This window comes from Polynucleobacter sp. AP-RePozz3-80-G7, assembly GCF_018882145.1.
GTDB lineage: Bacteria > Pseudomonadota > Gammaproteobacteria > Burkholderiales > Burkholderiaceae > Polynucleobacter.
On sequence record NZ_JACVPC010000003.1, the window covers coordinates 138,667 to 163,571 of the forward strand.

The 24,905-nt window shown below is 44.9% G+C and carries 29 protein-coding genes; 14 read left to right on the top strand and 15 right to left on the bottom strand.

What is annotated here, in order from left to right; genetic code table 11:
- Window positions 1–3: 3 nt before the first annotated feature.
- Complete coding sequence (gene ppk2, locus ICE90_RS07855) at window positions 4–777, bottom strand: polyphosphate kinase 2 (protein WP_216191853.1); 774 nt, start codon at window positions 775–777, stop codon at window positions 4–6.
- Complete coding sequence (locus ICE90_RS07860; protein ID WP_216191855.1) at window positions 777–1,067, bottom strand: serine/threonine protein kinase; 291 nt, start codon at window positions 1,065–1,067, stop codon at window positions 777–779. The genes ppk2 and ICE90_RS07860 overlap by 1 nt, the downstream gene beginning before the upstream one ends.
- 143 nt (window positions 1,068–1,210) lie before the next feature.
- Here ICE90_RS07860 and ICE90_RS07865 point away from each other — a divergent pair, with 143 nt between their 5' ends.
- The 5 genes from ICE90_RS07865 to ICE90_RS07885 all read left to right on the top strand — a co-directional run bounded on the left by ICE90_RS07865 (window position 1,211) and on the right by ICE90_RS07885 (window position 3,873).
- Window positions 1,211–1,537: a helix-turn-helix transcriptional regulator gene (locus tag ICE90_RS07865; RefSeq protein WP_215320215.1), complete on the top strand. Its 327-nt coding sequence runs from the start codon at window positions 1,211–1,213 to the stop codon at window positions 1,535–1,537.
- Complete coding sequence (locus tag ICE90_RS07870; RefSeq protein ID WP_216191857.1) at window positions 1,534–1,995, top strand: ArsI/CadI family heavy metal resistance metalloenzyme; 462 nt, start codon at window positions 1,534–1,536, stop codon at window positions 1,993–1,995. Before ICE90_RS07865 ends, ICE90_RS07870 begins: the two co-directional genes overlap by 4 nt.
- 17 nt (window positions 1,996–2,012) lie before the next feature.
- Window positions 2,013–2,492, top strand: coding sequence for an arsenate reductase ArsC (locus tag ICE90_RS07875; protein ID WP_215320211.1), 480 nt, complete (start codon window positions 2,013–2,015; stop codon window positions 2,490–2,492).
- The gene (gene arsB / locus ICE90_RS07880) at window positions 2,489–3,535 is read left to right on the top strand and encodes an ACR3 family arsenite efflux transporter (RefSeq protein WP_216191859.1); all 1,047 of its coding nucleotides are present in this window, start codon (window positions 2,489–2,491) and stop codon (window positions 3,533–3,535) included. Before ICE90_RS07875 ends, arsB begins: the two co-directional genes overlap by 4 nt.
- Before the next feature lie 80 nt (window positions 3,536–3,615).
- Window positions 3,616–3,873: a hypothetical protein gene (locus tag ICE90_RS07885; protein ID WP_216154880.1), complete on the top strand. Its 258-nt coding sequence runs from the start codon at window positions 3,616–3,618 to the stop codon at window positions 3,871–3,873.
- A 32-nt stretch (window positions 3,874–3,905) separates the two neighbouring features.
- Here ICE90_RS07885 and ICE90_RS07890 read toward each other — a convergent pair whose 3' ends face one another.
- A complete protein-coding gene (locus ICE90_RS07890; RefSeq protein ID WP_216191861.1) occupies window positions 3,906–4,784 on the bottom strand; it encodes a hypothetical protein in 879 nt (292 codons plus the stop codon).
- Window positions 4,785–5,001: 217 nt separating this feature from the next.
- On the opposite strand from ICE90_RS07890, the gene ICE90_RS07895 reads away from it, so the two are divergent.
- A complete protein-coding gene (locus ICE90_RS07895) occupies window positions 5,002–5,217 on the top strand; it encodes a YdcH family protein (RefSeq protein WP_215320203.1) in 216 nt (71 codons plus the stop codon).
- A 49-nt stretch (window positions 5,218–5,266) separates the two neighbouring features.
- Here ICE90_RS07895 and ICE90_RS07900 read toward each other — a convergent pair whose 3' ends face one another.
- Window positions 5,267–5,611 carry a zinc ribbon domain-containing protein YjdM gene (locus ICE90_RS07900; RefSeq protein WP_215320201.1) on the bottom strand — a complete coding sequence of 115 codons (345 nt, stop codon included), beginning with the start codon at window positions 5,609–5,611 and terminating at the stop codon, window positions 5,267–5,269.
- A 66-nt stretch (window positions 5,612–5,677) separates the two neighbouring features.
- On the opposite strand from ICE90_RS07900, the gene ICE90_RS07905 reads away from it, so the two are divergent.
- The gene (locus tag ICE90_RS07905; RefSeq protein WP_216191863.1) at window positions 5,678–7,477 is read left to right on the top strand and encodes an AsmA family protein; all 1,800 of its coding nucleotides are present in this window, start codon (window positions 5,678–5,680) and stop codon (window positions 7,475–7,477) included.
- A 27-nt stretch (window positions 7,478–7,504) separates the two neighbouring features.
- On the opposite strand, the gene ICE90_RS07910 is transcribed toward ICE90_RS07905, so the two are convergent.
- From ICE90_RS07910 to ICE90_RS07920, 3 genes are read right to left on the bottom strand one after another with little or no spacing between them, the layout of a single operon-like run.
- Window positions 7,505–7,852: a phage holin family protein gene (locus ICE90_RS07910; RefSeq protein WP_215320197.1), complete on the bottom strand. Its 348-nt coding sequence runs from the start codon at window positions 7,850–7,852 to the stop codon at window positions 7,505–7,507.
- A gap of 60 nt (window positions 7,853–7,912) precedes the next feature.
- Window positions 7,913–8,113, bottom strand: coding sequence for a SlyX family protein (locus tag ICE90_RS07915; protein WP_215361387.1), 201 nt, complete (start codon window positions 8,111–8,113; stop codon window positions 7,913–7,915).
- 10 nt (window positions 8,114–8,123) lie between these two features.
- A complete protein-coding gene (locus ICE90_RS07920; protein ID WP_215320193.1) occupies window positions 8,124–8,345 on the bottom strand; it encodes a hypothetical protein in 222 nt (73 codons plus the stop codon).
- Between the two features lie 33 nt (window positions 8,346–8,378).
- Between ICE90_RS07920 and ICE90_RS07925 the strand changes: the two genes are divergently transcribed.
- Window positions 8,379–9,377, top strand: coding sequence for an LLM class flavin-dependent oxidoreductase (locus ICE90_RS07925; protein ID WP_215320191.1), 999 nt, complete (start codon window positions 8,379–8,381; stop codon window positions 9,375–9,377).
- Here ICE90_RS07925 and ICE90_RS07930 read toward each other — a convergent pair.
- Together ICE90_RS07930 and ICE90_RS07935 are read right to left on the bottom strand one after the other, a co-directional pair.
- A complete protein-coding gene (locus tag ICE90_RS07930; protein WP_216154888.1) occupies window positions 9,372–9,788 on the bottom strand; it encodes a putative toxin-antitoxin system toxin component, PIN family in 417 nt (138 codons plus the stop codon). The two genes, ICE90_RS07925 and ICE90_RS07930, sit on opposite strands and share 6 nt — an antisense overlap.
- 9 nt (window positions 9,789–9,797) lie before the next feature.
- Window positions 9,798–10,343, bottom strand: a complete 546-nt coding sequence (locus tag ICE90_RS07935; protein ID WP_216154890.1) for a YaeQ family protein — start codon at window positions 10,341–10,343, stop codon at window positions 9,798–9,800.
- A 121-nt stretch (window positions 10,344–10,464) separates the two neighbouring features.
- On the opposite strand from ICE90_RS07935, the gene ICE90_RS07940 reads away from it, so the two are divergent.
- The 3 genes from ICE90_RS07940 (at window position 10,465) to ICE90_RS07950 (ending at window position 14,317) form a co-directional block, all read left to right on the top strand.
- Window positions 10,465–12,078 carry an NAD(P)/FAD-dependent oxidoreductase gene (locus tag ICE90_RS07940; protein ID WP_216191864.1) on the top strand — a complete coding sequence of 538 codons (1,614 nt, stop codon included), beginning with the start codon at window positions 10,465–10,467 and terminating at the stop codon, window positions 12,076–12,078.
- An 18-nt stretch (window positions 12,079–12,096) separates the two neighbouring features.
- A complete protein-coding gene (gene hemN / locus ICE90_RS07945; protein ID WP_216191866.1) occupies window positions 12,097–13,512 on the top strand; it encodes an oxygen-independent coproporphyrinogen III oxidase in 1,416 nt (471 codons plus the stop codon).
- 169 nt (window positions 13,513–13,681) lie between these two features.
- On the top strand, window positions 13,682–14,317 hold the full coding sequence (locus ICE90_RS07950) for an OmpW family protein (protein ID WP_216191868.1): 636 nt from the start codon (window positions 13,682–13,684) through the stop codon (window positions 14,315–14,317).
- Between the two features lie 61 nt (window positions 14,318–14,378).
- Here the strand turns inward: ICE90_RS07950 and ICE90_RS07955 are convergent, their stop codons facing one another.
- Window positions 14,379–14,975, bottom strand: a complete 597-nt coding sequence (locus tag ICE90_RS07955) for an AAA family ATPase (RefSeq protein WP_216154895.1) — start codon at window positions 14,973–14,975, stop codon at window positions 14,379–14,381.
- A gap of 67 nt (window positions 14,976–15,042) precedes the next feature.
- Between ICE90_RS07955 and ICE90_RS07960 the strand changes: the two genes are divergently transcribed.
- Window positions 15,043–16,983: an ATP-binding cassette domain-containing protein gene (locus ICE90_RS07960; RefSeq protein ID WP_216154898.1), complete on the top strand. Its 1,941-nt coding sequence runs from the start codon at window positions 15,043–15,045 to the stop codon at window positions 16,981–16,983.
- A 9-nt stretch (window positions 16,984–16,992) separates the two neighbouring features.
- Here the strand turns inward: ICE90_RS07960 and ICE90_RS07965 are convergent, their stop codons facing one another.
- The 4 genes from ICE90_RS07965 to ICE90_RS07980 form a co-directional block, all read right to left on the bottom strand.
- A complete protein-coding gene (locus ICE90_RS07965) occupies window positions 16,993–17,301 on the bottom strand; it encodes a chaperone modulator CbpM (protein WP_216154899.1) in 309 nt (102 codons plus the stop codon).
- A 5-nt stretch (window positions 17,302–17,306) separates the two neighbouring features.
- Entirely contained in the window at window positions 17,307–18,287 is a 981-nt protein-coding gene (locus ICE90_RS07970; protein WP_216191870.1) for a DnaJ C-terminal domain-containing protein, read from the bottom strand.
- 61 nt (window positions 18,288–18,348) lie between these two features.
- Window positions 18,349–19,896, bottom strand: coding sequence for a UxaA family hydrolase (locus tag ICE90_RS07975; protein ID WP_216191871.1), 1,548 nt, complete (start codon window positions 19,894–19,896; stop codon window positions 18,349–18,351).
- 53 nt (window positions 19,897–19,949) lie between these two features.
- The gene (locus ICE90_RS07980; protein WP_216191873.1) at window positions 19,950–20,651 is read right to left on the bottom strand and encodes a pirin family protein; all 702 of its coding nucleotides are present in this window, start codon (window positions 20,649–20,651) and stop codon (window positions 19,950–19,952) included.
- A gap of 87 nt (window positions 20,652–20,738) precedes the next feature.
- Here ICE90_RS07980 and ICE90_RS07985 point away from each other — a divergent pair, with 87 nt between their 5' ends.
- Window positions 20,739–22,163 carry a TAXI family TRAP transporter solute-binding subunit gene (locus ICE90_RS07985; protein ID WP_216191875.1) on the top strand — a complete coding sequence of 475 codons (1,425 nt, stop codon included), beginning with the start codon at window positions 20,739–20,741 and terminating at the stop codon, window positions 22,161–22,163.
- A 70-nt stretch (window positions 22,164–22,233) separates the two neighbouring features.
- Window positions 22,234–23,571 carry a DUF3422 domain-containing protein gene (locus ICE90_RS07990; RefSeq protein WP_215320159.1) on the top strand — a complete coding sequence of 446 codons (1,338 nt, stop codon included), beginning with the start codon at window positions 22,234–22,236 and terminating at the stop codon, window positions 23,569–23,571.
- Window positions 23,572–23,628: 57 nt separating this feature from the next.
- Here the strand turns inward: ICE90_RS07990 and ICE90_RS07995 are convergent, their stop codons facing one another.
- Window positions 23,629–24,903, bottom strand: a complete 1,275-nt coding sequence (locus ICE90_RS07995; RefSeq protein ID WP_215320157.1) for an NAD(P)/FAD-dependent oxidoreductase — start codon at window positions 24,901–24,903, stop codon at window positions 23,629–23,631.
- Window positions 24,904–24,905 lie beyond the last annotated feature (2 nt).

Here is a 24,905-nt window from a genome sequence, read left to right on the forward strand (position 1 = left end):
GGCTTATTTTTCGAGCTTAGATAGATTGCCGTCCCACGTGAAGACAATATCTTTGTTAGCCTTCAGCAAGTTTTTATCTTTGCCAGGATACGTGACTCTTGATAGCAGATCTTGAATCATGTTGAGATGAGCAACTTTTTTATCGTTCGCTTTCACGATGATCCAGGGTACATCCTTAGGGCTAGTTTTTTCTAGCATGTCATTTCTACACTTGCTATAGGCATTCCAATATTTCTGCGCTTGCTGATCAATCGGGCTAATCTTCCATTGCTTGAGTGGATCCTTAGCTCTATCTGCAAGACGAGCAGCCTGTTCCTTTTTAGAGATATCTAAATAATATTTAAGAATAGTCATGCCTGAGCTGGCCAAGATGGACTCAAACTCATTTACGGTTCCCATAAAGTTGGCATATTGCGGCTTGGTACAGAAATTCATGACCTTCTCAACGCCAGCACGGTTGTACCAACTGCGATTGAATAGAACAAAGTCACCTTTCTTGGGTAGTTCTGCTACATATCTTTGAAAGTACCATTCAGCAGATTCGCTATCAGATGGTTTGCCAAGTGCAACCACGCGAGTTTCTCTAGGGCTTAAGTGTTGAGTGATGACTTTAATAGTGCCATCCTTGCCTGCCGTATCACGGCCCTCAAGAATGACCAATATTTGATCACCTTTGCTTATTAAACTATTTTGTAGCTTAACCAACTCAATTTGCAATAAACGAAGTTGATCATCATAGCTAGATCGCTCTAGTTTATCTTTGCCTTTTTGGCCCATTAGCTTGCTTCATTTGTATTTGATGGCTGTGGAGGAGCAGACTTTTTGGAGGCAGCTTTTTTAGCAGGCGCTTTCTTCGTGGGCGTCTTTTTGGCGGCGACTTTCTTTACGGGAGCCTTCTTCGCAGGAACCTTTTTTGTCACAGCTTTCTTGGCCGGAGCTTTTTTGGTAGCTACTTTTTTATCTAACCTATCCAGTGCTTTTCCAAGCTTGTCTATGAGCTTTTCTCTATCGGACTCTAATTTATCAAGCTTTTTTAATAGCTGCTTTACTAATTTCTTCTGGCTCATGCTGATTCCTAGGTGGATTGGTATATCTAATTACCCGATCCTACGTTTTATTTCTCCTATTTTCAAGCATATGTGACACATATATGTCAGTTTTGTGACATCGCTTGTAAGAAAGAAATATATATTTCGATATAATTGGAAATATGAAAAATACTGATGCTATCAAGGTGTTCCTGGCGCTGGGCCAAGAGACCCGCTTAAATATCTTTCGTTTGGTGGTGCAGCGTGGAGATACTGGATTAACGCCTAGTGAGATTATTGAAAAATTAGGTATTGCCAATGCCACACTCAGCTTCCACCTTAAAGAACTGGTTGGCGCTGATCTATTCTCAGTAGAGCGTCAAAGTCGCAATCTCATCTATCGACCCAATGCAAACTTAGTTCAAGAGTTAAGCGGGTTCTTACTTGAAAACTGCTGCGGTGGAAATTCTTGTGAGTCAGTAAAGAAAAAGAAAGTGATTTGCAAATGAAAAGACTTCATGTTCACGTGGCGGTGACTGACATTCCATCCTCTATTCCTTTTTACGCGAAGATGTTTGGGTGTGGGCCAACTATTCTTAAGGGCGATTACGCAAAATGGCAGCTAGAGGATCCTAAAGTTAATTTTGCTATTTCAGCTCGTGGAGCCCCCATGGGTATTAATCATTTAGGTATTCAGGTAGAAAACAATATTGAGCTTGAAGAGATGAAGATGCGCCTCGATACGATTGACGAGGGGGTAATCGAGGAGATGGGTACCGCATGTTGTTATGCAAAATCAGATAAGTATTGGGTCAATGATCCTGCAGGTATTCCATGGGAAACATTTCATACCCTAGACACAATCCCTGTTTTTAATACTGCTCAAAGCGGGGACGATGCATGTTGTGTGCCGCCAACCTTGACAGCAGTATCAGTGGCATCTATTACAAAAAAATCTTGCTGTTAATTAATTAAGGATCAGTAATGAAGCAATACAACATCTTATTTCTATGCACTCATAATTCCGCCCGATCTATTCTGGGTGAGGCATTAGCGTCTACCCATCCTAGTGGTAAGTTTGTCGGCTACTCTGCTGGCTCAACTCCGGGCACCAGTGTTAACCCCATTGCTAGAGAAATTGCCGTGGAGATGGGTATGGACCCTGCAAAATTAAAGTCCAAGAGTTGGGACGTATTTGGAGTGCCTGACGCTCCTAAGATGGATTTTATTATTACCGTTTGTGACAATGCAGCTGGTGAGCAGTGCCCATTTTGGCCGGGTAGTCCAGCAACTGCCCATTGGGGCTTTCCTGATCCATCAAAAGTAGAGGGTTCCGACATGGAGAAAAAGACGGCTTTTGTTGAGGTCATGAATGGACTTAAGAAGCGCATTGATATTCTTGCATCAATGCCGTTGGAGAAATTAGATTCGATGAGTCTCAAAGAAATTCACGCCAAATCATGAGTACAGTTACTAGCAAACTTTCCTTTTTAGATCGATATCTCACTGTTTGGATCTTTGCTGCCATGGCGGCAGGTATTGGCTTGGGATATTTTGTCCCTGGAGTAGAGGGATTCATTAATTCTTTTCAATCTGGTACTACCAATATCCCAATAGCCATTGGATTAATATTGATGATGTATCCACCTTTTGCGAAGGTGAAGTACGAAGACTTGCCTGACGTCTTTAGAGACAAGCGGATCTTTGGATTGGCATTCTTACTCAATTGGATTGTTGCACCTACGTTGATGTTTTTCTTGGCCATCATTTTTGTGCCCAATCAGCCGGATTATATGGCCGGCTTAATACTCATTGGGATAGCGCCTTGTATTGCAATGGTGATTGTCTGGAACGATATTGCTAAAGGCTCAACAGAATATGCCGCTGGTTTGGTTGCCTTTAATGCCGTCTTCCAAGTACTGTTCTTTAGTCTGTATGCCTATTTCTTCTTGACAGTTCTACCGCCATATTTTGGTTTTGCAGGCTCCGTTGTCAATATTACTATTGGCGAGATTGCTAAGACAGTTGCTATCTATCTAGGCGTTCCTTGTGTGGCTGGCTTCTTAACGAGATATATTTCACTCAAATTTGTGTCGAGAGAGTCGTATCAAGATGCATTTGTTCCAAGAATTGGAAAGCTCACATTAATTGCCTTGCTCTTTACTATAGTGGTGATGTTTAGTTTGAAGGGTAAGTTAATTCTTCAGTTACCAATTGATGTCATTACTATCGCAATTCCATTGTTAATCTTCTTTGTAGTGATGTTCTTACTGACATTCTTTATCACCATAAAAATGGGTATTGAATATAAGCGCTGCTGCACTTTATCTTTTACGGCATCTAGTAATAACTTCGAGTTAGCCATTGCCGTTGCAATAGCAGTGTTTGGCATTAACTCGGGAGCTGCATTCGCTGCGGTGATTGGACCTTTGGTAGAAGTGCCCATTATGGTGGGCTTAGTCTCGGTTGCACTCATGCTTAAAGAGAAGCTCTTCCAGGCCGCCTAATTTGGCTGTAAATTCTTGCTTTCCATAACTGGAGATAAGATAGAATTCATCTTTCTCTTATCTGTTAGGCAGCATTCAAAATGTTAAGTCGCTCTCTATTTCTACTGATGTGTTTGTTGTTAGCAGCTTGCTCTACACCGCAAAGTGAATTTGGCGTCTATCAACAATCTGATGGCACGATTGGTGTACATGCGCCTAAGACTGCAAAAGAGAGCGAGGCCCAGGAAGCTGCTCTTGCAGAATGCAAGAAGCAGGGCAAAAGAACTGTGACGATTCTAGAAAGCAGAAAAACGGTCAATGACCGTTTTCCCTTAACTTATATCTATCTTTGTAGATAGTGGCGATTAGTTAGCCCGCCATTGATTGGATCTTAGCTAAGCAACCACTTCTTAATCGACTTGTTGACGCACATTGCATCTAAAGCAAGACCAAAGAACTCAGAGCCATTGGTAACCATGCTTTCGATTGCCTCCACTTTGCCAGACTTGATGCCACGCAAATAGGTTGCAGTACGGTAACGCAAGAAGTGCTCAGTTTCGCCACTTTCATTCTCGGTTGGGCAGATTTCTAGACTGCCATAGCGAGTTTCTGGGTTAATGTTGAGAACGGCTAGGCTCAAAGCCCCAACCAATTTCTCAGGCACTGGGATAGGTACATAGGAGTAGAGGGAGATCATCATTTCCTCTTCGTCTACTTCAATGATGTGATCAATATCCAGCACATCTTTTTCAGTTAACTCAGTCTCGCCAGAATCGCCACCACCAAATGTGGATTCAAACTGCAACATAGCAGTATTGCTTCCTTTGGATATCTCGATCATGTCAGGGTAGCCAAGCAAACCTTTCCACCAATACATCAGTGAGAAAGTGCAGGGCTTTACTTCAACCAATCCCTTGTTGGTAGACTTTGCAAAATACAGACCGTAAAACTCATCATCTTGCTCAAGACCATATTGGTCTACTTTAGGTGATTTAGATGAAGCGGGTTTTGCAGTCTTCTTGGCAACTTTCTTCGCTACAGGCTTTTTGGCCGCAGGTTTCTTTGCCACTGATTTTTTAACTGCTACTTTTTTGGCAGCAGGATTCTTTGCGGCCACTTTCTTGGCTGCTGGTTTTTTCACTACCTTTTTGACTGTCTTTTTGCTTACCACTCTCTTAGCGGCAACTTTCTTGACAGCTTTTTTAACAGGGGCTTTTTTTACCACCTTGGTAGCTACTTTCTTTTTTGCTGGTGACTTCTTTGTAGCCATGGTTTATTACCCTTCTTTCGGTAGTTATTGTGCTTGATGCACTATCTGATATTACTGCAAATTCCCTGGGGAATTCGCCTTTCCTATATGGGGTTTTTCCTGCGGATTACAAGGGTAGGGGTGAAATAAATAGATGGACGTAGCCATTGTTCTTGCAATGCAGGGTTGCTACACTAAAAGCGTGAAGTTTTGTCTAACCTAAATATGAAGAGGGTCTATGTTTCCTGAATATCGCGAACTCATCACCAAGCTGAAAACGACAGATCGTCATTTCTCACATTTATTTGATAAGCATAACAATTTAGATCAAAAGATCCAAAGAATGGAATCCCATTCAGAGCCGAGTACCCCAGAAGAAATCGAGACCTTAAAAAAAGAAAAGCTCCTTTTAAAAGATCAGATTTATGCCGTCTTAAAGAAGGCAAGCAACTAGCTAATTAACTAAGCAAGCAATAAGTTGGAAAAGCCTAGGTTTTGTAGATCTAGGCTTTTTTCAGGAAACAGGCTTTGAGTAGCATATTGCCTGCTTCTGTTTTGCAGTCGACTTCGTGATCACCTGATACCAGACGAATCCCTTTAATCTTGGTGCCAACCTTCAGGGTGGTGGAAGAGCCTTTGACCTTGAGGTCCTTAATGAGGGTGACTGTATCGCCATCTGCCAATAAATTTCCATTGGCATCTTTCACAATGAGCCCAGCCTCAGCCTCTTCTGCAACAGCAGCCATAGGCCATTCATGACCGCACTGGGCACAAACGTAATTTTCCCCATCGGGGTAGGTCATATCTTCCTGGCAGGCAGGACACTTTGGTAGATTATCTGTGCTCATTGACTCATTTTAGTCTACGGGTGATCAGTCTTGTCCCGCATTTAGCACTCGATTTAGAATGGTTAGGTGAATAAAACCCTGAAGATTTCTCTTATTGCTCTGATAGGCTGTCTTGCCATAATAGGTTTGGGTGCATGGTATGCATCATCTTTTGTAAATCCTGCCCAGGTAACCAAGCTCCTGAGTGCTTCGGTCAAAGAGGCTACTGGGCGTGAGTTGAAAATCGCCGGTCCAGTAAGTCTGAGTCTTTTCCCATCAATTAGCGTAAAAGCCGAACAGGTATCTTTGAGCAATGCCTCATGGGCAAGCAACCCTGATTTGTTTGTATTCAAGCATATTGAATTAGATATTAGGATACTTCCGCTTCTGAAAGGTAGCGTTGAAATCAGCAGAATCGGTATAAGAGGGCTAGAGTCGAACTTACAAACCAATAAAGCTGGGGAGGGTAATTGGAACCTCACTCCACCTACGATAGTTGCCAGTGGTTCAGTAACGCAGTCTGCAAATAGCGACTCCTCTAATAACGCCCTTGTCTCCATTAACACTCTTGATGTCGTAGATGCCCATATCAATTATCAAGACGGAGAAAAAGCAGCCAGCCCGATTAGCATTCCCAAAATTTCTTTAGACGCTAGCGATGGAAGGTCTACGATTCTGGTAGATGTTCAGCGCGCTAACTACACCCTAAATCTAAAGGGTAAAACAACTTCACTGCGTAATGCTTACTTCGCCTGGAATCAATCTCCAGTAAACCTAGATCTCGATTTAGTTCTAACCTTAAACGGTAAGTCGCTTGCAATTACGGGCGATATTGATAAAAAGCCAGATCTATTGCCAAAATTCAATATCAATCTCAATTCAAAATCCTTTGATTTAGGACCTTTAGCGGGTTCTGTTGCTATTGCTGGATCAGCTGGAAAAACTCCTCAAGCATCTACACACAAGACCCAAGGAAAGTATTTATTCTCCGATGATGCTCTGCCTTTTGATCTTTTGCCTTTGGCTGACGGCTCGATCAACATTAATATTACTGAGCTTGGGATTCCGCATCAGGCGCCGTTTACTAACTTCAAAACAACACTCCGATTTCAGAAGGATAGGATTGATGCGAGCGATGTCAGCTTTAATGTAGGCAAGGGAAGTGCCCAAGCACAACTTTCCATTGCTCAGTTCACCAGCCCTACGCCTAAGATTTCTGTGAAGGGTATTGCTAAAGACTTTACCTTAGAGCAAATTATTGCCGTCACTGATTCAAGCTCTAGAGTATCTGGTGGTGATGCAAAAGTCGCTTGGAGCTTGCAGGGGAGCGGGATGAGCCCACATCAAATAGCTAGTCGAGCTAATGGCGCTATTCAGGTTTCACTAGGGCAAAGTAAATTAGATTCAAAGTTCATCAATAAAGGCGGGGACTTTGTTATCACTGTAATAGATGCTATCAATCCAATGTACAAGAAATCCAATCAAACTATCTTAAATTGTGCAGTTGCTTACCTACCCATCAATAGTGGAATGGTAAATATTCAGAATTCAGTTGGCATTGAGACGGACCGTCTTGATATCACCTTGGCGGGCACGATCAATCTTGCCGACGAGGCTCTCAATATCAATATTAATCCAAGAGAAAAATCAGGCCTTACAACGGGCTTGAATCTGGCCGGACTTGTAAAAATTGAGGGAACCTTACAAAACCCGCAAACTGGAGTGAATAAGGCAGGGGTGGTGAATAGCGCCGTCTCCATTGGGCTAGGTTTCTTAACCGGCGGTATTAGTATTGCGGCGGAGAATGCTAAATCATTAGCGACCAAGTCGCAGCCATGTAAAACAGCGCTGCACTCTTGGTCTGATATCTATCCTGCTAGCAAGTAAGACTAGCTAAGCTCGTAAACCAGCCTTTTAAAAAACTAAGCCGCTAACAAAGAGACTGAATAAAGAAATAAAGATGCTGGCAAAAAAAGCGGTCCAGAAGCTAGAGATCGTAAAACCACTTACTACTGCAGAAACCAGCATCAACACCAAAGCATTAATCACGAGCAAGAAGAGGCCCATAGTTACTACCGTTAACGGTAGCGTGAAAAGAATGAGCAAAGGCTTAACGATCGCATTGGCAAATCCTAATAGGAGGGCGGCAATTAATAATGAGCCGCCATCCGCAAAGCGCAAGCCACTAAAAATATAACTGGCAACCCAAAGGGATAAAGAAGTTAAGCCCCACTGAACTAGAAATAGAGTTAAGTTGCTCATGGATGATTCCTTTGCTGGTGTTGTAAGGATTTTATGCCTAATGGCTATATTAGCAGTTGATTAATAGTGCGGGGGGATTTCATCTTGAGGGCTTGCGCCTCCGCCTCCGCTACCGCTGGCTTGTTCTTTAATTGCCTTTAATTCGCGATACAGAAATTCGATTTGCTGCTGTTGCTTGTAGACGGTCTCATTGAGCTTTTCAATTAAGTCTTCTGTGAAGCTCAATTTGATTTCTAGATTAGTGATGCGTTCTTCAGACATAACTTACTTTCTATTCTGAGATAAGCTCAAAGCGCCCATCTTCCATTTCTGCTTTTGGCCTAATCCAAAAATCATGAGATTGCATGGATTCATAAACGTAGGCTGGCTCAAGATTTGCCTCTACGTTAGCCAAGAAGACCACTTTATAAAATCCACCAGTCTTAATGTGACGCAATCTACTGCCTGGCTTAAAGAGGCCATCGTCAGGATCGGCCATTTTGGGTTTACTCATGTCAACAATGCACTTTCTCGGTATGATCTAGCGATGGCAAATTCCATCCCATACTCCATTCTAGATATATCTCCGATTCCCCAGGGTTTTACTGCTGCCGATGCACTGCGCAACTCCTTGGATGTGGCAAGGCATGCTGAAAAATGGGGCTATACCCGCTATTGGGTGGCAGAACATCACAATATGACGGGCAATGCGAGCTCTGCAACTGCAGTCTTGATTGGCTACATCGCTGCTGGCACCTCCCATATCCGGGTGGGCTCAGGTGGCGTTATGTTGCCAAATCATGCTCCCTTAGTGATTGCTGAGCAATTTGGCACCCTAGAAGCTTTATACCCGGGAAGAATTGAGCTTGGCTTGGGTCGTGCACCCGGCACCGACCAAATGACTGCCAGGGCATTGCGTAGGGATTTATTGGGTAGTGATGATCGTTTTCCACAGGATGTCCGTGAGTTACAGCATTATTTTGGCCCGCTACAAGAAGGACAATCTGTAAAAGCAATACCGGGAGTGGATAGCAATGTTCCCATCTGGATTTTGGGTTCTAGTTTGTATGGGGCTCAATTAGCCGCTCACTTTGGCTTACCTTATGCCTTCGCCTCTCACTTTGCGCCAGAGCAACTTTTAGAGGCAATGAAGATTTATCGTGAGCTCTTTAAGCCATCGGCACAACAAGATAAACCCTATTCAGCATTTGTGATGAATGTAGTTGCAGCAGATACCGATGAAGAAGCTCAATATCTGTTTACTACTTTGCAACAAAATGTTGTCAGAATGCGGCGCAATACTCGCGGGCAATTACCACCCCCAATTGCTGACATGAATGAATTTTGTGCGCCTCATGAGCAAGCGGCGGCAGATCATACCTTGCAGGTTTCAGTGGTTGGTTCGCTAGAGACGGTAAAGCGGGGGATGCGTCGTTGGTTGGATCTGACTGGCGCAAACGAAATCATCATGACTGGGCAAATTTTCGATCATCAAGCTCGTCTCAGATCATTTGAGATCGCCGCACAGGCCGCGCAAAGCCTATAAGATCGCTACGTTGTAATCTGCGGTAATGAATACTTGTTCTTTTGCAGCCTGATTCGCAAATCGCAGCACTGCATTGTCTTTGCTGATTAAGAAGCAGGGCTTTGCGGTGTAAGCCAGGTCTAAAAAGACTTGGTCATCCGGGTCTTGGCATAGCCAGGGTGCTTTGGCTAAGTTTTTATCATCCATCATGCTTGCTAAACCATGCCATTTCTGGCGAATTTGCTCTTGTTGTACTTCATCGAGCGAAAACAGGGGGCGAGCAATCACATCAGCAAATTCTTCTAAAGTGTTTGGAGTTGCGAGCGCATTTATTTTGCCTTCGATCAGCGCTTGCTTTAAATGAAGCGCTCTAAAGTCATTAAAGACAAAAAGATCTAGCAGGACATTGGTATCGAAAACTACTACCTTCATTTCTAACGCCTATTGATTGTTGCGCCAAATCTCTGGGGTAATAGTGACCTGCCCTTTATCAGAGGAGACGTAAGCCTCACCATCTTGAACATTGACATGAATCACCATGCTGCGCTCAACCAACTTGTTCAGCTCTTCCGCTTGTTCTGCTGGTATAGAGATTATTTGTAAATTGCGAGCACGAGTTAGTTTGTTGGCAATGCCATCCCACCAGATTTTGCTGGTATGTCCGCCGTAGCAATAGACAATCACTTGATCAGAACGACCACAGGCTTTCAGAATACGACGCTCGTCTGGTTGACCGATTTCAATCCACAACTTGATTGCATCGGTAAGATCTTTAATCCACAGATCGGGTTCGTCGGTATCACTCAAACCCTTTGTAAACACTAGATCCTCATTTGCCTGCAATGCAAAGGCGATGATGCGGATCATCATCCGCTGCTCAGTCTCAGAAGGGTGCTTAGCAATAGTTAATGAATGGCTGCCATAGTAGTGGCGGTCAGAATCTGCGACATGAAGGTCGACTTTGTGGATAGTTGCGCGTAGAGCCATGACGTATTATCGCCTTTATGAACCAACTCCTGGCCTGAGCTAACCTATAACCAGTATTATTTGGCTTGGGGCTCCTGATGAGCCTGGAAATACCTCAAAGTACTGTGTACCGTAAAAACCCATGATCCGTATTACTGAATTACGTCTGCCAATTGACCATGCTCCAGAAGCTCTGGAGAAGGCGATATTGAAGCGCCTCAATTTAGACGCTAAAGACTTAATACGATTTGAGGTCTTTAAGCGTAGTTACGATGCTCGAAAGAACGTCGCTCTCTCTTTTATCTATACAGTAGACTTATCTGCAAAGCATGAAGATGTTCTTCTGAAGCAATTTTCTGGAGATCTTCATGTAAGACCATCCCCGGATACGAACTATCACTTTGTAGCAAAAGCCCCTGAAGCTATAGATTCTGGAAAAGCACTGCGCCCAGTAGTCGTTGGATTTGGCCCATGCGGTATTTTTGCCGCTCTAGTATTGGCGCAAATGGGTTTTAAGCCTATCGTTCTTGAGCGCGGCAAGAAAGTTCGCGAACGCACGCAAGATACCTGGGGCTTATGGCGTAAGAATGTTTTAAATCCAGAATCCAATGTGCAATTTGGAGAGGGCGGTGCTGGTACGTTTTCAGATGGTAAGTTGTACAGTCAGATCAAAGATCCTAAGTTTTATGGGCGCAAGGTCATTCATGAGTTTGTGAAAGCTGGCGCTCCCGCAGAAATTACCTATGTAGCTAAGCCGCATATCGGCACCTTCCGCCTAGTTGGCGTAGTCGAGAAAATGCGTCAGGAAATTATTGACTTAGGTGGTGAGATTCGGTTCTCGCAAAAGGTGATTGGCTTTGATATTGAGAATGAGCAAATTACAGGGGTCAAGATTGAAGGGCAAGAAGATCTACCTGCCAACCATGTCATCTTGGCTCTGGGGCACAGTGCACGGGATACCTTTGAAGCCTTGCATCATGCCGGTGTCTTCATGGAATCTAAGCCCTTTTCTGTTGGCTTTCGGATTGAGCATCCCCAATCACTGATCGATAAAGCACGCCTGGGCCCTCATGCTGGCAATGAGTTAATTGGCGCGGCAGATTACAAATTGGTTCATCACGCCAAAAATGGTCGTTCCGTCTATAGTTTTTGCATGTGCCCTGGTGGGACAGTGGTCGCTGCCACCTCCGAGCCGAATCGAGTTGTAACCAATGGCATGAGCCAATATTCTCGTAACGAACGAAATGCCAATGCGGGAATCGTTGTTGGCATTACTCCAGAAGATTACCCGGGTGGCCCATTGGCGGGAATTGAGTTTCAGCGTGCTATTGAATCAAAGGCTTTTGAATTAGGTGGTAGAACTTATGAAGCGCCGGGTCAACTGATTGGCGACTTTTTAGAAGGCAAGCCTTCAACTCAGTTCGGTAGCGTCATGCCGTCATATAAGCCCGGCGTTCATTTAACGGATCTGGCAGATAGCTTGCCCGCTTATGCCATTGAGGCCATTCGTGAGGCGATTCCCGCTTTTGAAAAGCAAATCAAAGGCTTCTCTATGAAAGATGCTGTTTTAACTGGTGTGGAGACACGCACTTCTTCCCCTTTGCGAATTACTCGAGGCGCCAACTATCAGAGTCTGAATATCAAAGGCCTTTATCCAGCGGGAGAGGGTGCTGGCTATGCCGGTGGAATCTTGTCGGCAGGTGTTGATGGGATTAAAGTAGCAGAAGCAGTCGCGCTAGACTATCTGTCAAAGTAAATATCACATAAGAACCCCATGAATTCTGCAGTAACTCATTCATCGACCGAAGAAAAAGAAGTTCTTTTTCATCCGGAGTTATTGAAGAGGTTTGATATTAATGGACCGCGCTATACCTCTTATCCAAGTGCAGATCGATTTCATGGGGATTTTTCTGAGGCTGATTATCTAGGGGCATTAGAGCGGGTGGCTAAAGCGAATGAGCCGCTGTCTTTATATTTTCATTTGCCGTTTTGCCCCAATATTTGCTATTACTGTGGTTGCAACAAGATCATCACCAAGGATCATGGGCGTAGCGCTAAATATATCAAGTATCTTGCCAAAGAAATGGCCATGGTTACTAAAGCCATGGATGCTCAGAAAAAGATTCCCGTTACGCAATTGCATTGGGGTGGAGGCACGCCTACTTTTTTATCTCATGAAGAGATGACCGAGTTGATGAAGCACACTCGCGAGCATTTTGAACTGCTGCCTGACGGTGAGTATTCAATTGAGATTGATCCACGCCGTGTTACTGAGCAAGATATTGCACTCTTGGCTGATCTGGGCTTTAACCGCATTAGCTTGGGTGTTCAGGATTTCAACTTAGCAGTTCAAGAGGCTGTTCATCGCGTGCAAACGATTGAAGAAACTCAAGCGGTGATGGATTGGTCCCGAAAGTATGGATTTAAATCACGCAGCGTCGATTTAATCTACGGTCTACCAAAGCAAACACCGGAAACGTTTAAAGAAACGGTGGATGCAGTGCTGGCCATGAATCCAGATCGCTTGTCTGTTTACAACTATGCGCATTTGCCGCATATCTTTAAGCCGCAACGCCGCATTGCTGAATCTGATTTGCCTGCTGCTGCTGATAAGTTGGATATTTTGTCTAATACCATCGCACGGTTAGGCGAGGCTGGCTATGTCTTTATTGGCATGGATCATTTTGCTAAGCCTGATGATGAATTGGCTATAGCCCAAAAAGAAGGAAGGTTGCATCGCAACTTCCAGGGTTACTCCACCCAGGCGGAGTGCGATCTTTTGGCATTTGGAGTCTCTTCTATTGGTAAAGTGGATGATTGCTACTCTCAGAATGTCCGTACTTTGGATGAATATTACGAAGCATTAGATGCGGGTCGCTTACCGGTACTCCGAGGTTTGCGTCTTGATAAAGATGATCTTCTGCGCCGTGAGTTAATTGGTGAGTTGATGTGCCAATTCGCCTTAGACACCAAAGCGTTTTCAATATCGCATCAAATTGAATTCTCAAATTACTTTAAGACGGAAATGGAAGAACTCAAGAGTCTAGAGGAGGCCGGTCTCCTCAGCTGGGAGGGTGAAAGTATTCTGGTTCCCACGAAGGGTCGCCTCCTGGCTAGACGAGTGGCCATGACTTTTGATCGGCACCTCCGGGAATCCCAGGCTAAAGGGACTTATTCCAAGGTTTTGTAGTGTCAAACCTTAAGCAATTTGATTTAGATCAAATGCACTCAAAAATACTGTTGCTTTTTAGCAAAGAAAAAAATCCCAGGGGCTGTTGATTTGATTTGTATCAAATCGCCCACTCTGTATCAATTCGAAAATGATTTCATCGAAATTGATAACAAAAAGGGAAACCATCATGCGTATTAAATCACTCGTAGGAGCAATGGCTGCAGTTGTATCTTTAGCCCCAATCGCGGCTCAAGCCCAGGCACAAGAAAATCCTTGGATGGTGCGTGTACGCGCGGTGGATCTGCTTTGGCAAAATGGACAGTCTGGCCTGGTTCAAGCCGCAAACGTAAAAGCTAAAAATCAAGTTATTCCTGAGTTTGATGTTTCTTACTTTTTCACAAAAAATATTGCAGCTGAATTGGTGTTGACATGGCCGCAACAGGTGAATATTACTTATGGCCCAGGTAATGCCAACGCCGGTAAGATTACAGCTTTACCGCCATCACTTTTAGCCCAGTACCACTTTACTGACTTAGGTGCTTTTAAACCTTATGTTGGCGCTGGCATCAATTACACCATCTTTGGAAATCGTCAAAATTTCCCTGCGCTCGGAAATCAGGTACAAGTTGATCAGTCAAGCGTTGGTTTTGTTGGTCAAGTTGGCATGGATTACATGTTGGATAGAAATTGGGGTTTAAACGTTGATGTGAAATATGCAACTATGAGTACCAATGTAACTGGTAGCGGAACGCTTGCCGGTGCATCTGGCAAGTTGACATTGAACCCGTGGATGCCAGCAGTTGGCGTAACTTACAAGTTCTAAGAATTCAGTACTTGGGTCTTGAGATAGGGCTCCTTAGGGGCTCTATTTTTTTGTCTCAAAATTACCGGGATAAGTCATCGACGAGTTTTTCAAACCCCCCTTCATTAAAGGTGAAATTATTAAACCGATGCAATTTAGCGTGGTCTGGCGGCTCTATTCTCCGCTTAGCATATTGATCCCAGTGAGCAAGCTTCCATTCGTCTCTTGGGTCAGCTCGTTTCTCCATCCGCTTTTTGGCTTCAGACTCCTCTAGGTCAATCCAAGCAACCTGAATAGAGGTCTGTGGGGGCACCCCCAATTTCTGCGCATCAAACATCTTGCCACTCTGAATCTCCTTCGAGAATGGGCCGATCAGAATGACATTTACCCCTAAAAGCAAATTCTCCCTGGCGATATTAATGAGACCTTGGTACTCCCAATCGCGCAGATTCTCAAGGTAGAAGGGGCTGTCACGGTCATTTGGGTTCTGAGTAGTGAGGCCCATGACATGGGCGCTGAAGTCGCCATACACGGTGTCTTTATCTAAAAAGAAAAAATCTTCTCCAGTTTTCTCAATAATTAGAGGCAGAGCCTTTTTGGCTAAAGTCGACTTTCCAGTGCCGGCATGTCCCGCAAAGAGGATCAGGCGGGGCGCATAAGGAGTTAATTTACAGACCATAAGTAGCTAGTCTCGCAGAAATAAGTGGAAATATCTCCTCTTTTAGGGAAGTGACGATAATGTTGCCATGGCCTTAATCGTACTCACTGATGCAAAACTGGCTTTTGGCCACGTTGACCTCCTCGCAAACACTGCTTTTTCACTGGAATCCGGTGAACGTGTTGGCTTAATTGGCCGCAATGGCACTGGTAAATCTTCCTTGTTGAAGATATTGGCTGGTATAGAAAAGCTGGACGATGGTCTCTTGCAGTATCAGCAAGGCCTCAGAATCGCATATGTTCCCCAAGAGCCTATATTTGAGGCGGAAGAGACTATCTTCGAGGCAGTTTCCAAAGGTGTTGCTCAAGCAAAAGCCTTGCGCGAGGAATACGAGGCCCTCAGCGTTGGCGAGTGGGATGATGCATCCCATGATCGCCTTGACGAAGTGCAATCGCAATTAGAGGCCTTGAGCGGCTGGAATTGGGAGCAACGTGTTTATGAAACATTAGACCGTTTGCACTTGGAGTCTGATCTCAAAATCAATACACTTTCTGGCGGTACTAAGAAACGGGTTGCCTTAGCGCGTGCTTTAGTTGAGATGCCTGACGTGCTACTACTTGATGAGCCAACCAACCATTTGGATTTGGATTCGATTGCGTGGTTGGAAGAACTTCTTAAGGAGTATCAGGGTTCAGTAATTTTGATTACCCATGATCGCGCCTTCTTGGATAACGTCTGCACCCAGATTGTTGAGCTCGATCGCGGCATTCTGCGTAGTTACCCAGGTAACTTTACTCAATATGAAGTATTAAAAGAGCAAGAGCTCAACTCTGAATCCTTAGCTAATGCTCGTGCCGATAAATTATTGGCGCAAGAAGAGGTCTGGATTCGTAAAGGGGTTGAGGCTCGCCGTACTCGAAGCGTTGCCCGAATTGCCCGTTTAGAAAAATTACGGAGTAGCCGTGCCGAACGCAGAGATGCGATGGGGCAGGTGAAGTTGGCTGTTTCTGCTGGAGATCGAAGCGGCAAGATTGTGGCTGATCTTCAAAACGTCAGCAAAACCTACGACCGTCCAATCGTGAAAGATTTCACGGCAACGATTTTGCGCGGCGATAAGGTTGGTTTACTGGGTCCTAATGGCGCAGGTAAAACAACTTTGCTGAAATTAATTTTGGGAACTATTGCACCAGACTCCGGTACTGCAACTATGGGTACACGTATTGAGGTGGCCTACTTTGACCAAATGCGCGAAGGTTTAGATCTCAATGCTTCGCTGGAAGATTACATTAGCCCAGGTAGCGAGTGGATTGAAATCAATGGTAATAAAAAGCACGTTAAAAGTTACCTGAGTGATTTCTTATTTGCTCCAGAGAGAACCAATTCCCCGGTAAGTACTTTGTCGGGCGGTGAGCGTAATCGTTTATTGCTAGCACGTCTATTTGCGCGGCCTGCAAACGTCTTGGTCTTGGATGAACCAACAAATGACTTGGATATTGATACTTTGGATTTGCTTGAGCAACTCCTGCAAGACTATAAGGGCACGGTCTTCTTGGTTAGTCATGACCGTTACTTCCTAGATAACGTCGTCACCAGCATTATTGCCAACGAAGGTGATGGCTTCTGGCGTGAGTACGAGGGAGGTTATGAGGATTGGAAAATCCAGAAAGCGCGCTCAGACAAAATTCGTGCAGCGAATGGAAATGCCAATGCCAACTCGAAAGCTGTAGAAAAAGTTGAAGCCAAAGCAGAGGCAAAGGTAGAAGTTAAGGCGGAAGTTAAGCCTATAGCTAAAAGTGGGGTTCAGAAACTCAATGGTAAAGAGCGCCAAGAACTGGAAGTTTTGCCATTACAGATTGAGACATTGGAAACTGAGCAGACCGATATTGGTATTGCTATGAGCAATCCCGATCTCTATAAAAATGAACCTGAGTTGGCAGCGAGCATGCAAGCGCGCTTGAGTGAAATCACTGCTGACTTAGATCAAAAGCTGCAACGCTGGGAACAGCTTCTGAGTCGTTCGGAGTCTTAGTGCTATAACCTAGTCGCGCGGTAAACGAGCGCGCAACTGGGCGATTTCATCAAGCAAGTCCAATGCTAAGGCAACTCCAGGCACATTCAACTCGAGATCATGGGTGAGGTGTGCAGCGGTTTTTGCTCTTCGCAAAGAGTCGCCACTAAAGCGCCAATCCTGAGGTGATGAGCCTGCTGGACTTAAAACACCTTCAGATACCCAGGTCATGATGAGATCTTCTGGTGTACGTGATGCATGAGAAAGTTCAACAATTGTCATGTGCACTTCATTCTCTACAACTGTACCTTCAATCCAGGTAATATTAGTTTGCGTCATATTCATCATCCCTTCAAGTGAGATCTAGGATTGAAATCAAAAGCCTTTTCAAATATTTGATAGGCTTCTTTTTGTGATTCAATATCAGCAGGTGGCAGGGCGATAGAAGGTACGGCATATAAATCACCTGGCTCTGAGCTTGGTATGCCTTTACCTTTGAGGCGCATCTTACGACCAGCAACAGTTCCTGCGGGGATCTTTAATTCCAAAGTGCTGCCAGCTGGTGTGGGCACCTTAACAGTTGTTCCCAGTGCCGCCTCCCAGGGAGCTAAAGGAATGTCGATGAAGACATCTTTACCTTCTACACGATAAATAGCGTTAGGATGAAATTCAATTTCGAGATAGAAGTCACCAGCTGGGCCCTCGCCAACACCAGGACCACCTTGTCCAGAGAGTCGCAGATTTTGGCCAGCCTTAATGCCTTTAGGGATGCTGACGTCTAACTTGCGTTCTTGGGTGCTGACGTGGCCGCTCGCATCTTGCACGGGCATATGCAATGCAATAGTGCGCTTAGCCCCGTTATAGGCATCAGCGAGATCAATCAAAATTTTGGCGTGATGATCTTGGCCTTTGAGATTCATACCCTGGCGAGGATTGCCACCACGACCACCTTGGCGATGTTTGCCGCGACCGAACAGAGATTCAAAGAACTCACTTTGATCGCCCTCAAAGCCACTACCATAACCCGGGTGACTGCCACCATAGCCGCTATCAGAATATTCAAAGCCTTCATTCCAATTTGGCGGAGGGGTAAAGTCTTGACCGCTTTTCCAGTTCTCGCCAAAGCGATCGTATGCCGCACGTTTCTCAGTGTCTTTTAAAACGGCATAAGCTTCGCCGATTTGCTTGAACTGCTCTTCAGCACCAGGTTCTTTATTGACATCTGGATGGAACTTACGCGCCATCTTGCGATAGGCTGATTTAATCTCAGCTTCAGTGGCGCCACGAGCTACGCCAAGAGTTTCGTAGTAATCCCTAAATTTCATAAGCCTGTTTCAGTTCGTTTTCTGTCTGGGTTGAGCTAATAGGATTAATTCTACAGTTCTCTTAGCTCATTACCCCAATTTGCCAGGGAACAAATTCATAATCTCCCAGGCCAAGAAGTTCACTTTTGGAGACCTCTCCTGAGGCAGTTCGCAGAAATAACTCAAAGATCCGTTGTCCCATCTCCTGAACGGAGACGGTTCCATCCAAAATCTCACCGCAATTAATGTCCATATCTTCAGTGAGGCGCTGATACATTGGCGTATTGGTAGCTAGTTTGATGCAGGGGGCAGGCTTAGAGCCGAACATGGATCCACGGCCGGTAGTAAAAGCAATCAGATTGGCGCCGCCAGCGATCTGGCCGGTGGCGGATACGGGATCAAATCCCGGGGTATCCATAAATACAAAGCCTTTAGTGCTCACTGGCTCGGCATATTTATAGACTTCCATTAGGGGGCCAGTGCCACCCTTCATGGAGGAGCCTAGGGACTTCTCAAAAATATTCGCTAAACCACCAATTTGATTGCCGGGACTTACTTGCCCGTTAATTTGCACATCTCTACCAACAGAGTATTCATCCTTCCACCAGCGAATTCGTTTAATGAGCTTTTCACCCACTTCTTTGCTAACAGCGCGGCGGGTAAGGGTATGCTCTACACCATAAATCTCTGGAGTTTCCGAAAGAATTCCAGTGCCACCATGGCGGGACAAAATATCAATCGCGGCACCTAGTGCGGGATTGGCTGTAATTGAAGAGAAGCCATCGGAACCGCCACACTGTAAGCCAACCGTCAGGTGACTTGCCGACACTGTTTGCCGTTTTGCTTGATTGGCTGCAGGCAAAAGTGCTTTGACAGCTTCGATACCTGCCTCAATGGTTTTGCGCGTGCCGCCCGATTCTTGCATGATAAAGGTATGCAGAGTATTTCCTTCGGCCAGGTCTTCTTGCTCCATCAAGCCTTTTAGTTGATTACGCTCACAACCGAGACCCACAATTAGAGCGGCTGCTAGGTTGGGGTGACGAGCATACCCAGCCATAGTACGGCGAAGCAATTGCATTGGCTCACCACTCATTTCCATGCCGCAGCCGATGTCATGACTAAACGCCACAACGCCGTCTACATTGGGAAAATCTTTCAATCTTTCGGGGGTAAACCAGTCTGCAATTTTGTTCACAACAGTTGCTGAACAGTTTACTGTCGACAAGATGCCGATGTAATTACGTGTTCCTACTTTTCCATTGGGTCTGACGTAGCCCTGGAAGGTAGCTCGTTGAGCTTCGGGCAACAATTGGGTCGGCTTATATTCGCTGGCGTAAGCATAGTCACGATCAAACTCGCGAAACTCGGTATTGTGACTATGTACCATTGTGCCGGGTTCAATATCGGTATTTGCAAAACCTACCGTAACGTTGTATTTCAGAATTGGCTCGCCCTTGAGGATCTTTTTGGTGGCAATTTTGTAGCCAGCAGGTACTTGGCTGCGACTTGTAAAATTCTCGCTAGAGACTTCAACACCAATTCCAACATCAACCCTGGCAACCACAATATTGTCATTCGAGTGAAGACGAATAATCGGGCCAGCGAGTTTTTTTTCAGAAGTTTCAATCATGATCTTTAAGAATTATGGGCGATATATGATCGTAAGCAGTTGCAAAGTAATACTTAATGACTCAAGTCAAAAAAAAGCACTTCTGCATCTACTCCATCGCTTATTTGTAAAGAAGGTTCATTCTCGATCATCAGGGCATCTCCACCGGTCAATTTTTGATTATTAATCATGAGCGATCCGCGGATCAGGTGAACATAAGCTTTACGATTTATATCAAGCTCAAGACAGGCTGATTGAGAGTTGTTAAAAACCCCAGCGTAAATCTTGGCATCAGCATGAATCTTGACGGCCCCATCATTTCCAGTAGGGGATGCGATGATGCGCAACTTCCCAGATTTTTCAATGGCGGGAATGGTTTTCTGCTCGTAGCTGGGGTCAATTTCCAAGACATTGGGCTCTATCCAGATCTGTAAAAAATGCGTAGTTTGATCTTTGGCGTGATTGAATTCACTATGAGTGACTCCACTGCCCGCACTCATACGCTGGACATCCCCAGGGGGAATGCCTTCGACGTTTCCCATGCTGTCTTGATGGGCGAGCTCCCCTGATAAAACATAGCTAATGATTTCCATATTGCGATGACCATGCTTGCCAAAGCCCATGCCAGCAGCTACGCGATCTTCATTGATAACACGCAGATTCCCCCAGCCCATAAAGCGGGGGTCATGGTAGCCCGCAAATGAGAAGGAGTGAAAGCTTTTAAGCCAGCCATGGTCGGCATAGCCGCGATCCTGGGATTTTCTAAGATTTATCATATTTTTAGGGGTGTTAAAAGACCAATTGAAAGAATCAGAATAAGCCTATTATCATTATCTTTAATGATATTTGCCGATTGGTAGCGCATGGGAAGCTTTAAACAAGACATTCATGAAACATTCTTGGGATTTTCTGAGAGCGCTCAGGAGAAGTGGGATGACTTTACGCAATTTCTGAGGGAGACCTGGCCGCTTCTAACCCTTCTTTTGTTAATCCTTATTGGCATCTGGTTGTATGCAGATCCACCCCCACCAAGACACGTTATGTTGGCGACCGGATCGCCTGGTGGCTCCTATGAAGTGCTTGGGAAAAAATATGTGGAATTTTTCAAGAAAAAAGGTGTCACTCTAGAGCTTGTTCGCACTATGGGAGCGCAAGAAAATTTAGATCGGCTATCGGATCGTAATGACCCTTTACAAGCGGCATTCGTTCAAGCCGGTATTGATTCCGCTAATGAAGCCAAGGGGATTAAATCCTTGGGTGCAATTGCCTATGATCCTATTTGGTTTTTTTATCGTGGTCCGGAGCTGAAGTCTGCCGAGTCGGATTCTATTGGCGTTGTAATGCGACATTTTGTTAGTAAAAAGATTTCCGTAGGAATTGAGGGTAGCGGTACCTATGCTCAGTCAACCAAAATACTGAAAGCCGCCGGCTACGAAAAAGGAGTGCAAGTTCTCAATCTTTCTGGAAGTGACGCAGTTAAAGCGCTGCAGGCAGGTGAAATCGATGGAATTTTTATCGTGGATGCTTATGAGGCCCCAAATGTCCAGGTCTTGTTGCAGGATCCGAGTGTGCATCTAGTGACCTTTAAACGGGCAGAGGCTTTTGCTAAGTTAATTTCCTATCTACATATCCTTAACGTACCCCAGGGAGCCTTTAGTTTGCCGCGTAACTTTCCGCCAACTGATATGAAGTTGCTCGCCACAACTACCAATTTATTGATTGATGATCGTATGCATCCGGCTATTCAATTTCTGTTTCTTGAGGCTGCCAGAGAAATTAATGGCAAGGCGTCCTTCTTTGCCGAACGAGGGGAGTTTCCATCCTTCAAGGACTCCGGAGTAACTGAAAGCCCAGTTGCAGTTCATTACGAGAAAAATAATTATCCTTTATTGGCGGCTTATTTCCCCTTTTGGATTGCAGAGCTAATTAGCCGTCTGGTATTCGTGTTTCTCCCATTCTGTATTTTAGGCTATCCAATTTTGCAGTCTTTGCCAAGTTATCGCACTAAGCGCATGCAAAATAAGATTAATCGCTTATACAGCTCTTTGAAATCTTTGGAGCAAGAATTACTGAATGGGTTTGACGGTCAACAGCGGGATGAGTATCTAAAGAGGCTTAACTTACTTGAGTATCAAGCTTTAAATATTAAAGTTTCTAAGCGCCTGTCTGGCGACTACTATGCCTTGCGAGCCAGTATTGATTACGTGCGTAATTGCTTGAATAGGGGCGTACACCCCTATCAATTTGATGAAGTTTTTGACCTAGGCTCTGGCAATATGCGCTATTAGATTTATGGCGCCTTATTAGCTTATAAATCTGGGTATATGATCGTAATAACTTAGAAATTTATACCCTTTTATGAGACCTTACGACCATCCCTCTAGAGCAGTCTTGCATGAAGAGGTTCATGCACGTCCTCCAATCCCACTGTGGCCAAATGAAAGGGTGATATCCCAATCCTTTTTATTGGATGCCGCCTCTCGTCAGCAACAAATCCAGTGGGTGCAAAAATTAGGCAATGCCTTAGGACGTCCTCCAAATACAGATGACCACTCTTTTATGATCTTGCGGTTAGCGCCAGAGCCCGAAAGAGTGCTGGTGAAGTGGGAGTTGCACGGAGAATTCGCAACCATTGCGGTAATTTTTCACAACAAGTCGAAGGTGAAAGAACCTTTGCTCAAGTCTAGATTGGAAAATGAGCGCGAGTTAGATTTACTTTTTAAGGATCTAGGTTGCCCGATCATCTCTGAGGCTGGCGGCCAAAGAATTTCTGCTTTAGATTTAGTTTTTGAGCATCGCCCACTATTTATAGAGGCGCAAGAAGTGTCCGAAATTTTTAGCGGCAATACCGTTTTAGGTAGCCACATCTTTTCTAGTAAAAAGGCTCAGTTATGGACCGACTTACAACTTGATCAGGATGGATTCATTTCTTTTTTCATCCCGCATGAGGGGATGGGCTCAAGACAGCTAGGGCGAATCGCTAGGGCGTTAGCAGAAGCAGAAACATACCGTATGGTTGCCATGATTTCTTTTCCGGTAGCTAAAAGCCTTTCTTTGCCATTAAGAGAGGCAGAGTCTGAGTTAGCCGCCTTGTCTGAAAAGATATCGCAGTTACAAGGTGAGGCCGGTGTGAATACGGAAAAAGATGGGATTTTTCTAGAAGAGCTTTCTCGCTTAGCTTCTCGTATTGAGCAATGGATCTCTGGGTATGGACTTCGATTTACTGCTTCTGAAGCCTATAGTCAGCTTCTATCAAAGAATTTAATAGGCTTAAATGAGTCATCTATCCCAGGGGTGCAAACATTGTCCGAGTTTATGGATCGGCGTTTTCAGCCAGCTATGGGAACATGCATTTGGACTCAGCGACGTTTACGAGAATTATCTGATCGTATCTCCAGAACAACGCAAACCCTAAGAACTCGAATTGAGTTTGTAAACGAGGAGCAAACGCAAAAATTACTAGCTAGTATGGATCAACGGGCCAGATTACAGTTAAGACTTCAAGAAACGGTCGAGAGTTTATCGGTGCTGGTGCTAACTTATTATGCTGTGAGTTTATTGGCATACATTGTCAAAGGCGGGAAAGAGGCAGGTCTCGATATTCACCCTGAGATTATTGCTGCTATAGCGGCGCCAGTGATTGCCATTATTTTCATAATTATTAGTCGGCGTAGACGGCATCGGCTATCGTCTTGATGTCCTGATCAATAAAAAAGAGACTCGAAGGTCTCTTTTTTATTAAGGGTAAAGGCTCTAGCCCAAGCTATCAGCCCAGATGTTATGAGCCCAGCCCCAGGCGTATACCCCTTCAAGAGTTGAGGGTGCTGGAGATAGCCCTCCTGCACCATGAACAGGTTCAAAAGTTTTCTTAGTAGCACTGTATTGATGAACGCTTGCCACGTGAATCACTTCTCGTTCGTTCACAAAACTGTAGCAAGTATTGTTTACTACTGGCGCTGGATTAACTTCCCAATTACTGAGTTCGGCCACAATCGCCGCAGCCGCCACTTTGGCGTGTTGATTGGCCATGTGCCCTGACTTAGGCATTGCTGGCGCTACTTGAATCGAGTCACCCAAGACATGAATGTCTTTTTGTGCAGTAGATTCAAAGTTGAGGTAATTTACATTAACCCAGCGGCCATTGGAATTTGCTAACCCAGTTTTGACGGCAATCTCACCTGCGCTCATCGCCGGTAGGATATTTAAAACATCCGCCTTAATATCGTCCTGGACTTCAAATTTCAAAGTTTTTGTTTTTGCATCCACGGCGGTGACATTGTATTTGGGTAAATACTCAATCAATCCTGAGTACTGTTCTGCCCACACCTTCTTAAAGAGCGCACCTTTTGAAGTGACATCTTGGTTAGCATCCAAAATGAGAACTTTAGACTTAGGCTTGTGGTGCTTAAGATAGTTTGCTACCTGGCAGGCTCGCTCATAAGGACCGGGAGGGCAGCGATACGGTGCTTCCGGAATACTAATGGCAAAAGTGCCACCATCACGCATGGAGGCGAGTTGTTTATGTAAGGCGGTAGTTTCAGGACCCGCTTTCCAGGCCTGGAGGGTAACGCCTGCTTTATTGGCTTGAGCCAGTCCTTCAATACTATTCATGATTAAGGTAACGCCAGGTGAGACGATCGCTTTGTCATAACGCAAGGTTTTCCCAGAGGCAAGCTTAACTGTTTTTTTATCGGGGTCGATGCTGGAGACGCTGTCTTGAATGATCTTCACGCCATGACGCTTGCTCAGATTGTCATAAGGGGTCGTGATTTCAGATATTGTGCGTGAGCCACCTACAACTAAATTAGATAGTGGGCAGGAAACAAAAGCAGCATTAGGCTCAATCAACGTCACCTTGGCGGTATTGTTGGAAAACAGGCGTAAATATTTAGCAGCAGTAGCGCCACCATACCCTCCGCCAATCACGATGATTTCTGCCTTTTGTAAATTTGCGTGGGCTTGACCAGAAAAGCCTGCCATCAAACCAAGTGCGGCGGTGCTCTGACCAATAAAGTGTCGACGATCCATGA

Excerpts from the sequence above, each read along its gene's own strand:
- ICE90_RS07885 (WP_216154880.1), top strand. The coding sequence starts at position 3,616 with ATGTTAAGTCGCTCTCTATTTCTACTGATGTGTTTGTTGTTAGCAGCT.
- ICE90_RS07870 (WP_216191857.1), top strand. The coding sequence starts at position 1,534 with ATGAAAAGACTTCATGTTCACGTGGCGGTGACTGACATTCCATCCTCT.
- ICE90_RS07925 (WP_215320191.1), top strand. The coding sequence starts at position 8,379 with ATGGCAAATTCCATCCCATACTCCATTCTAGATATATCTCCGATTCCC.
- arsB (WP_216191859.1), top strand. The coding sequence starts at position 2,489 with ATGAGTACAGTTACTAGCAAACTTTCCTTTTTAGATCGATATCTCACT.
- ICE90_RS07940 (WP_216191864.1), top strand. The coding sequence starts at position 10,465 with ATGATCCGTATTACTGAATTACGTCTGCCAATTGACCATGCTCCAGAA.
- ICE90_RS07865 (WP_215320215.1), top strand. The coding sequence starts at position 1,211 with ATGAAAAATACTGATGCTATCAAGGTGTTCCTGGCGCTGGGCCAAGAG.
- ICE90_RS07890 (WP_216191861.1), bottom strand. The coding sequence starts at position 4,784 with ATGGCTACAAAGAAGTCACCAGCAAAAAAGAAAGTAGCTACCAAGGTG.
- ICE90_RS07980 (WP_216191873.1), bottom strand. The coding sequence starts at position 20,651 with ATGATAAATCTTAGAAAATCCCAGGATCGCGGCTATGCCGACCATGGC.
- ICE90_RS07970 (WP_216191870.1), bottom strand. The coding sequence starts at position 18,287 with ATGAAATTTAGGGATTACTACGAAACTCTTGGCGTAGCTCGTGGCGCC.
- ICE90_RS07995 (WP_215320157.1), bottom strand. The coding sequence starts at position 24,903 with ATGGATCGTCGACACTTTATTGGTCAGAGCACCGCCGCACTTGGTTTG.
- ICE90_RS07985 (WP_216191875.1), top strand. The coding sequence starts at position 20,739 with ATGGGAAGCTTTAAACAAGACATTCATGAAACATTCTTGGGATTTTCT.
- ICE90_RS07930 (WP_216154888.1), bottom strand. The coding sequence starts at position 9,788 with ATGAAGGTAGTAGTTTTCGATACCAATGTCCTGCTAGATCTTTTTGTC.
- ICE90_RS07950 (WP_216191868.1), top strand. The coding sequence starts at position 13,682 with ATGCGTATTAAATCACTCGTAGGAGCAATGGCTGCAGTTGTATCTTTA.
- hemN (WP_216191866.1), top strand. The coding sequence starts at position 12,097 with ATGAATTCTGCAGTAACTCATTCATCGACCGAAGAAAAAGAAGTTCTT.
- ICE90_RS07920 (WP_215320193.1), bottom strand. The coding sequence starts at position 8,345 with ATGAGTAAACCCAAAATGGCCGATCCTGACGATGGCCTCTTTAAGCCA.
- ICE90_RS07915 (WP_215361387.1), bottom strand. The coding sequence starts at position 8,113 with ATGTCTGAAGAACGCATCACTAATCTAGAAATCAAATTGAGCTTCACA.
- ICE90_RS07975 (WP_216191871.1), bottom strand. The coding sequence starts at position 19,896 with ATGATTGAAACTTCTGAAAAAAAACTCGCTGGCCCGATTATTCGTCTT.
- ICE90_RS07935 (WP_216154890.1), bottom strand. The coding sequence starts at position 10,343 with ATGGCTCTACGCGCAACTATCCACAAAGTCGACCTTCATGTCGCAGAT.
- ICE90_RS07990 (WP_215320159.1), top strand. The coding sequence starts at position 22,234 with ATGAGACCTTACGACCATCCCTCTAGAGCAGTCTTGCATGAAGAGGTT.
- ppk2 (WP_216191853.1), bottom strand. The coding sequence starts at position 777 with ATGGGCCAAAAAGGCAAAGATAAACTAGAGCGATCTAGCTATGATGAT.
- ICE90_RS07965 (WP_216154899.1), bottom strand. The coding sequence starts at position 17,301 with ATGACGCAAACTAATATTACCTGGATTGAAGGTACAGTTGTAGAGAAT.
- ICE90_RS07875 (WP_215320211.1), top strand. The coding sequence starts at position 2,013 with ATGAAGCAATACAACATCTTATTTCTATGCACTCATAATTCCGCCCGA.
- ICE90_RS07910 (WP_215320197.1), bottom strand. The coding sequence starts at position 7,852 with ATGAGCAACTTAACTCTATTTCTAGTTCAGTGGGGCTTAACTTCTTTA.
- ICE90_RS07955 (WP_216154895.1), bottom strand. The coding sequence starts at position 14,975 with ATGGTCTGTAAATTAACTCCTTATGCGCCCCGCCTGATCCTCTTTGCG.
- ICE90_RS07960 (WP_216154898.1), top strand. The coding sequence starts at position 15,043 with ATGGCCTTAATCGTACTCACTGATGCAAAACTGGCTTTTGGCCACGTT.
- ICE90_RS07860 (WP_216191855.1), bottom strand. The coding sequence starts at position 1,067 with ATGAGCCAGAAGAAATTAGTAAAGCAGCTATTAAAAAAGCTTGATAAA.
- ICE90_RS07900 (WP_215320201.1), bottom strand. The coding sequence starts at position 5,611 with ATGAGCACAGATAATCTACCAAAGTGTCCTGCCTGCCAGGAAGATATG.
- ICE90_RS07895 (WP_215320203.1), top strand. The coding sequence starts at position 5,002 with ATGTTTCCTGAATATCGCGAACTCATCACCAAGCTGAAAACGACAGAT.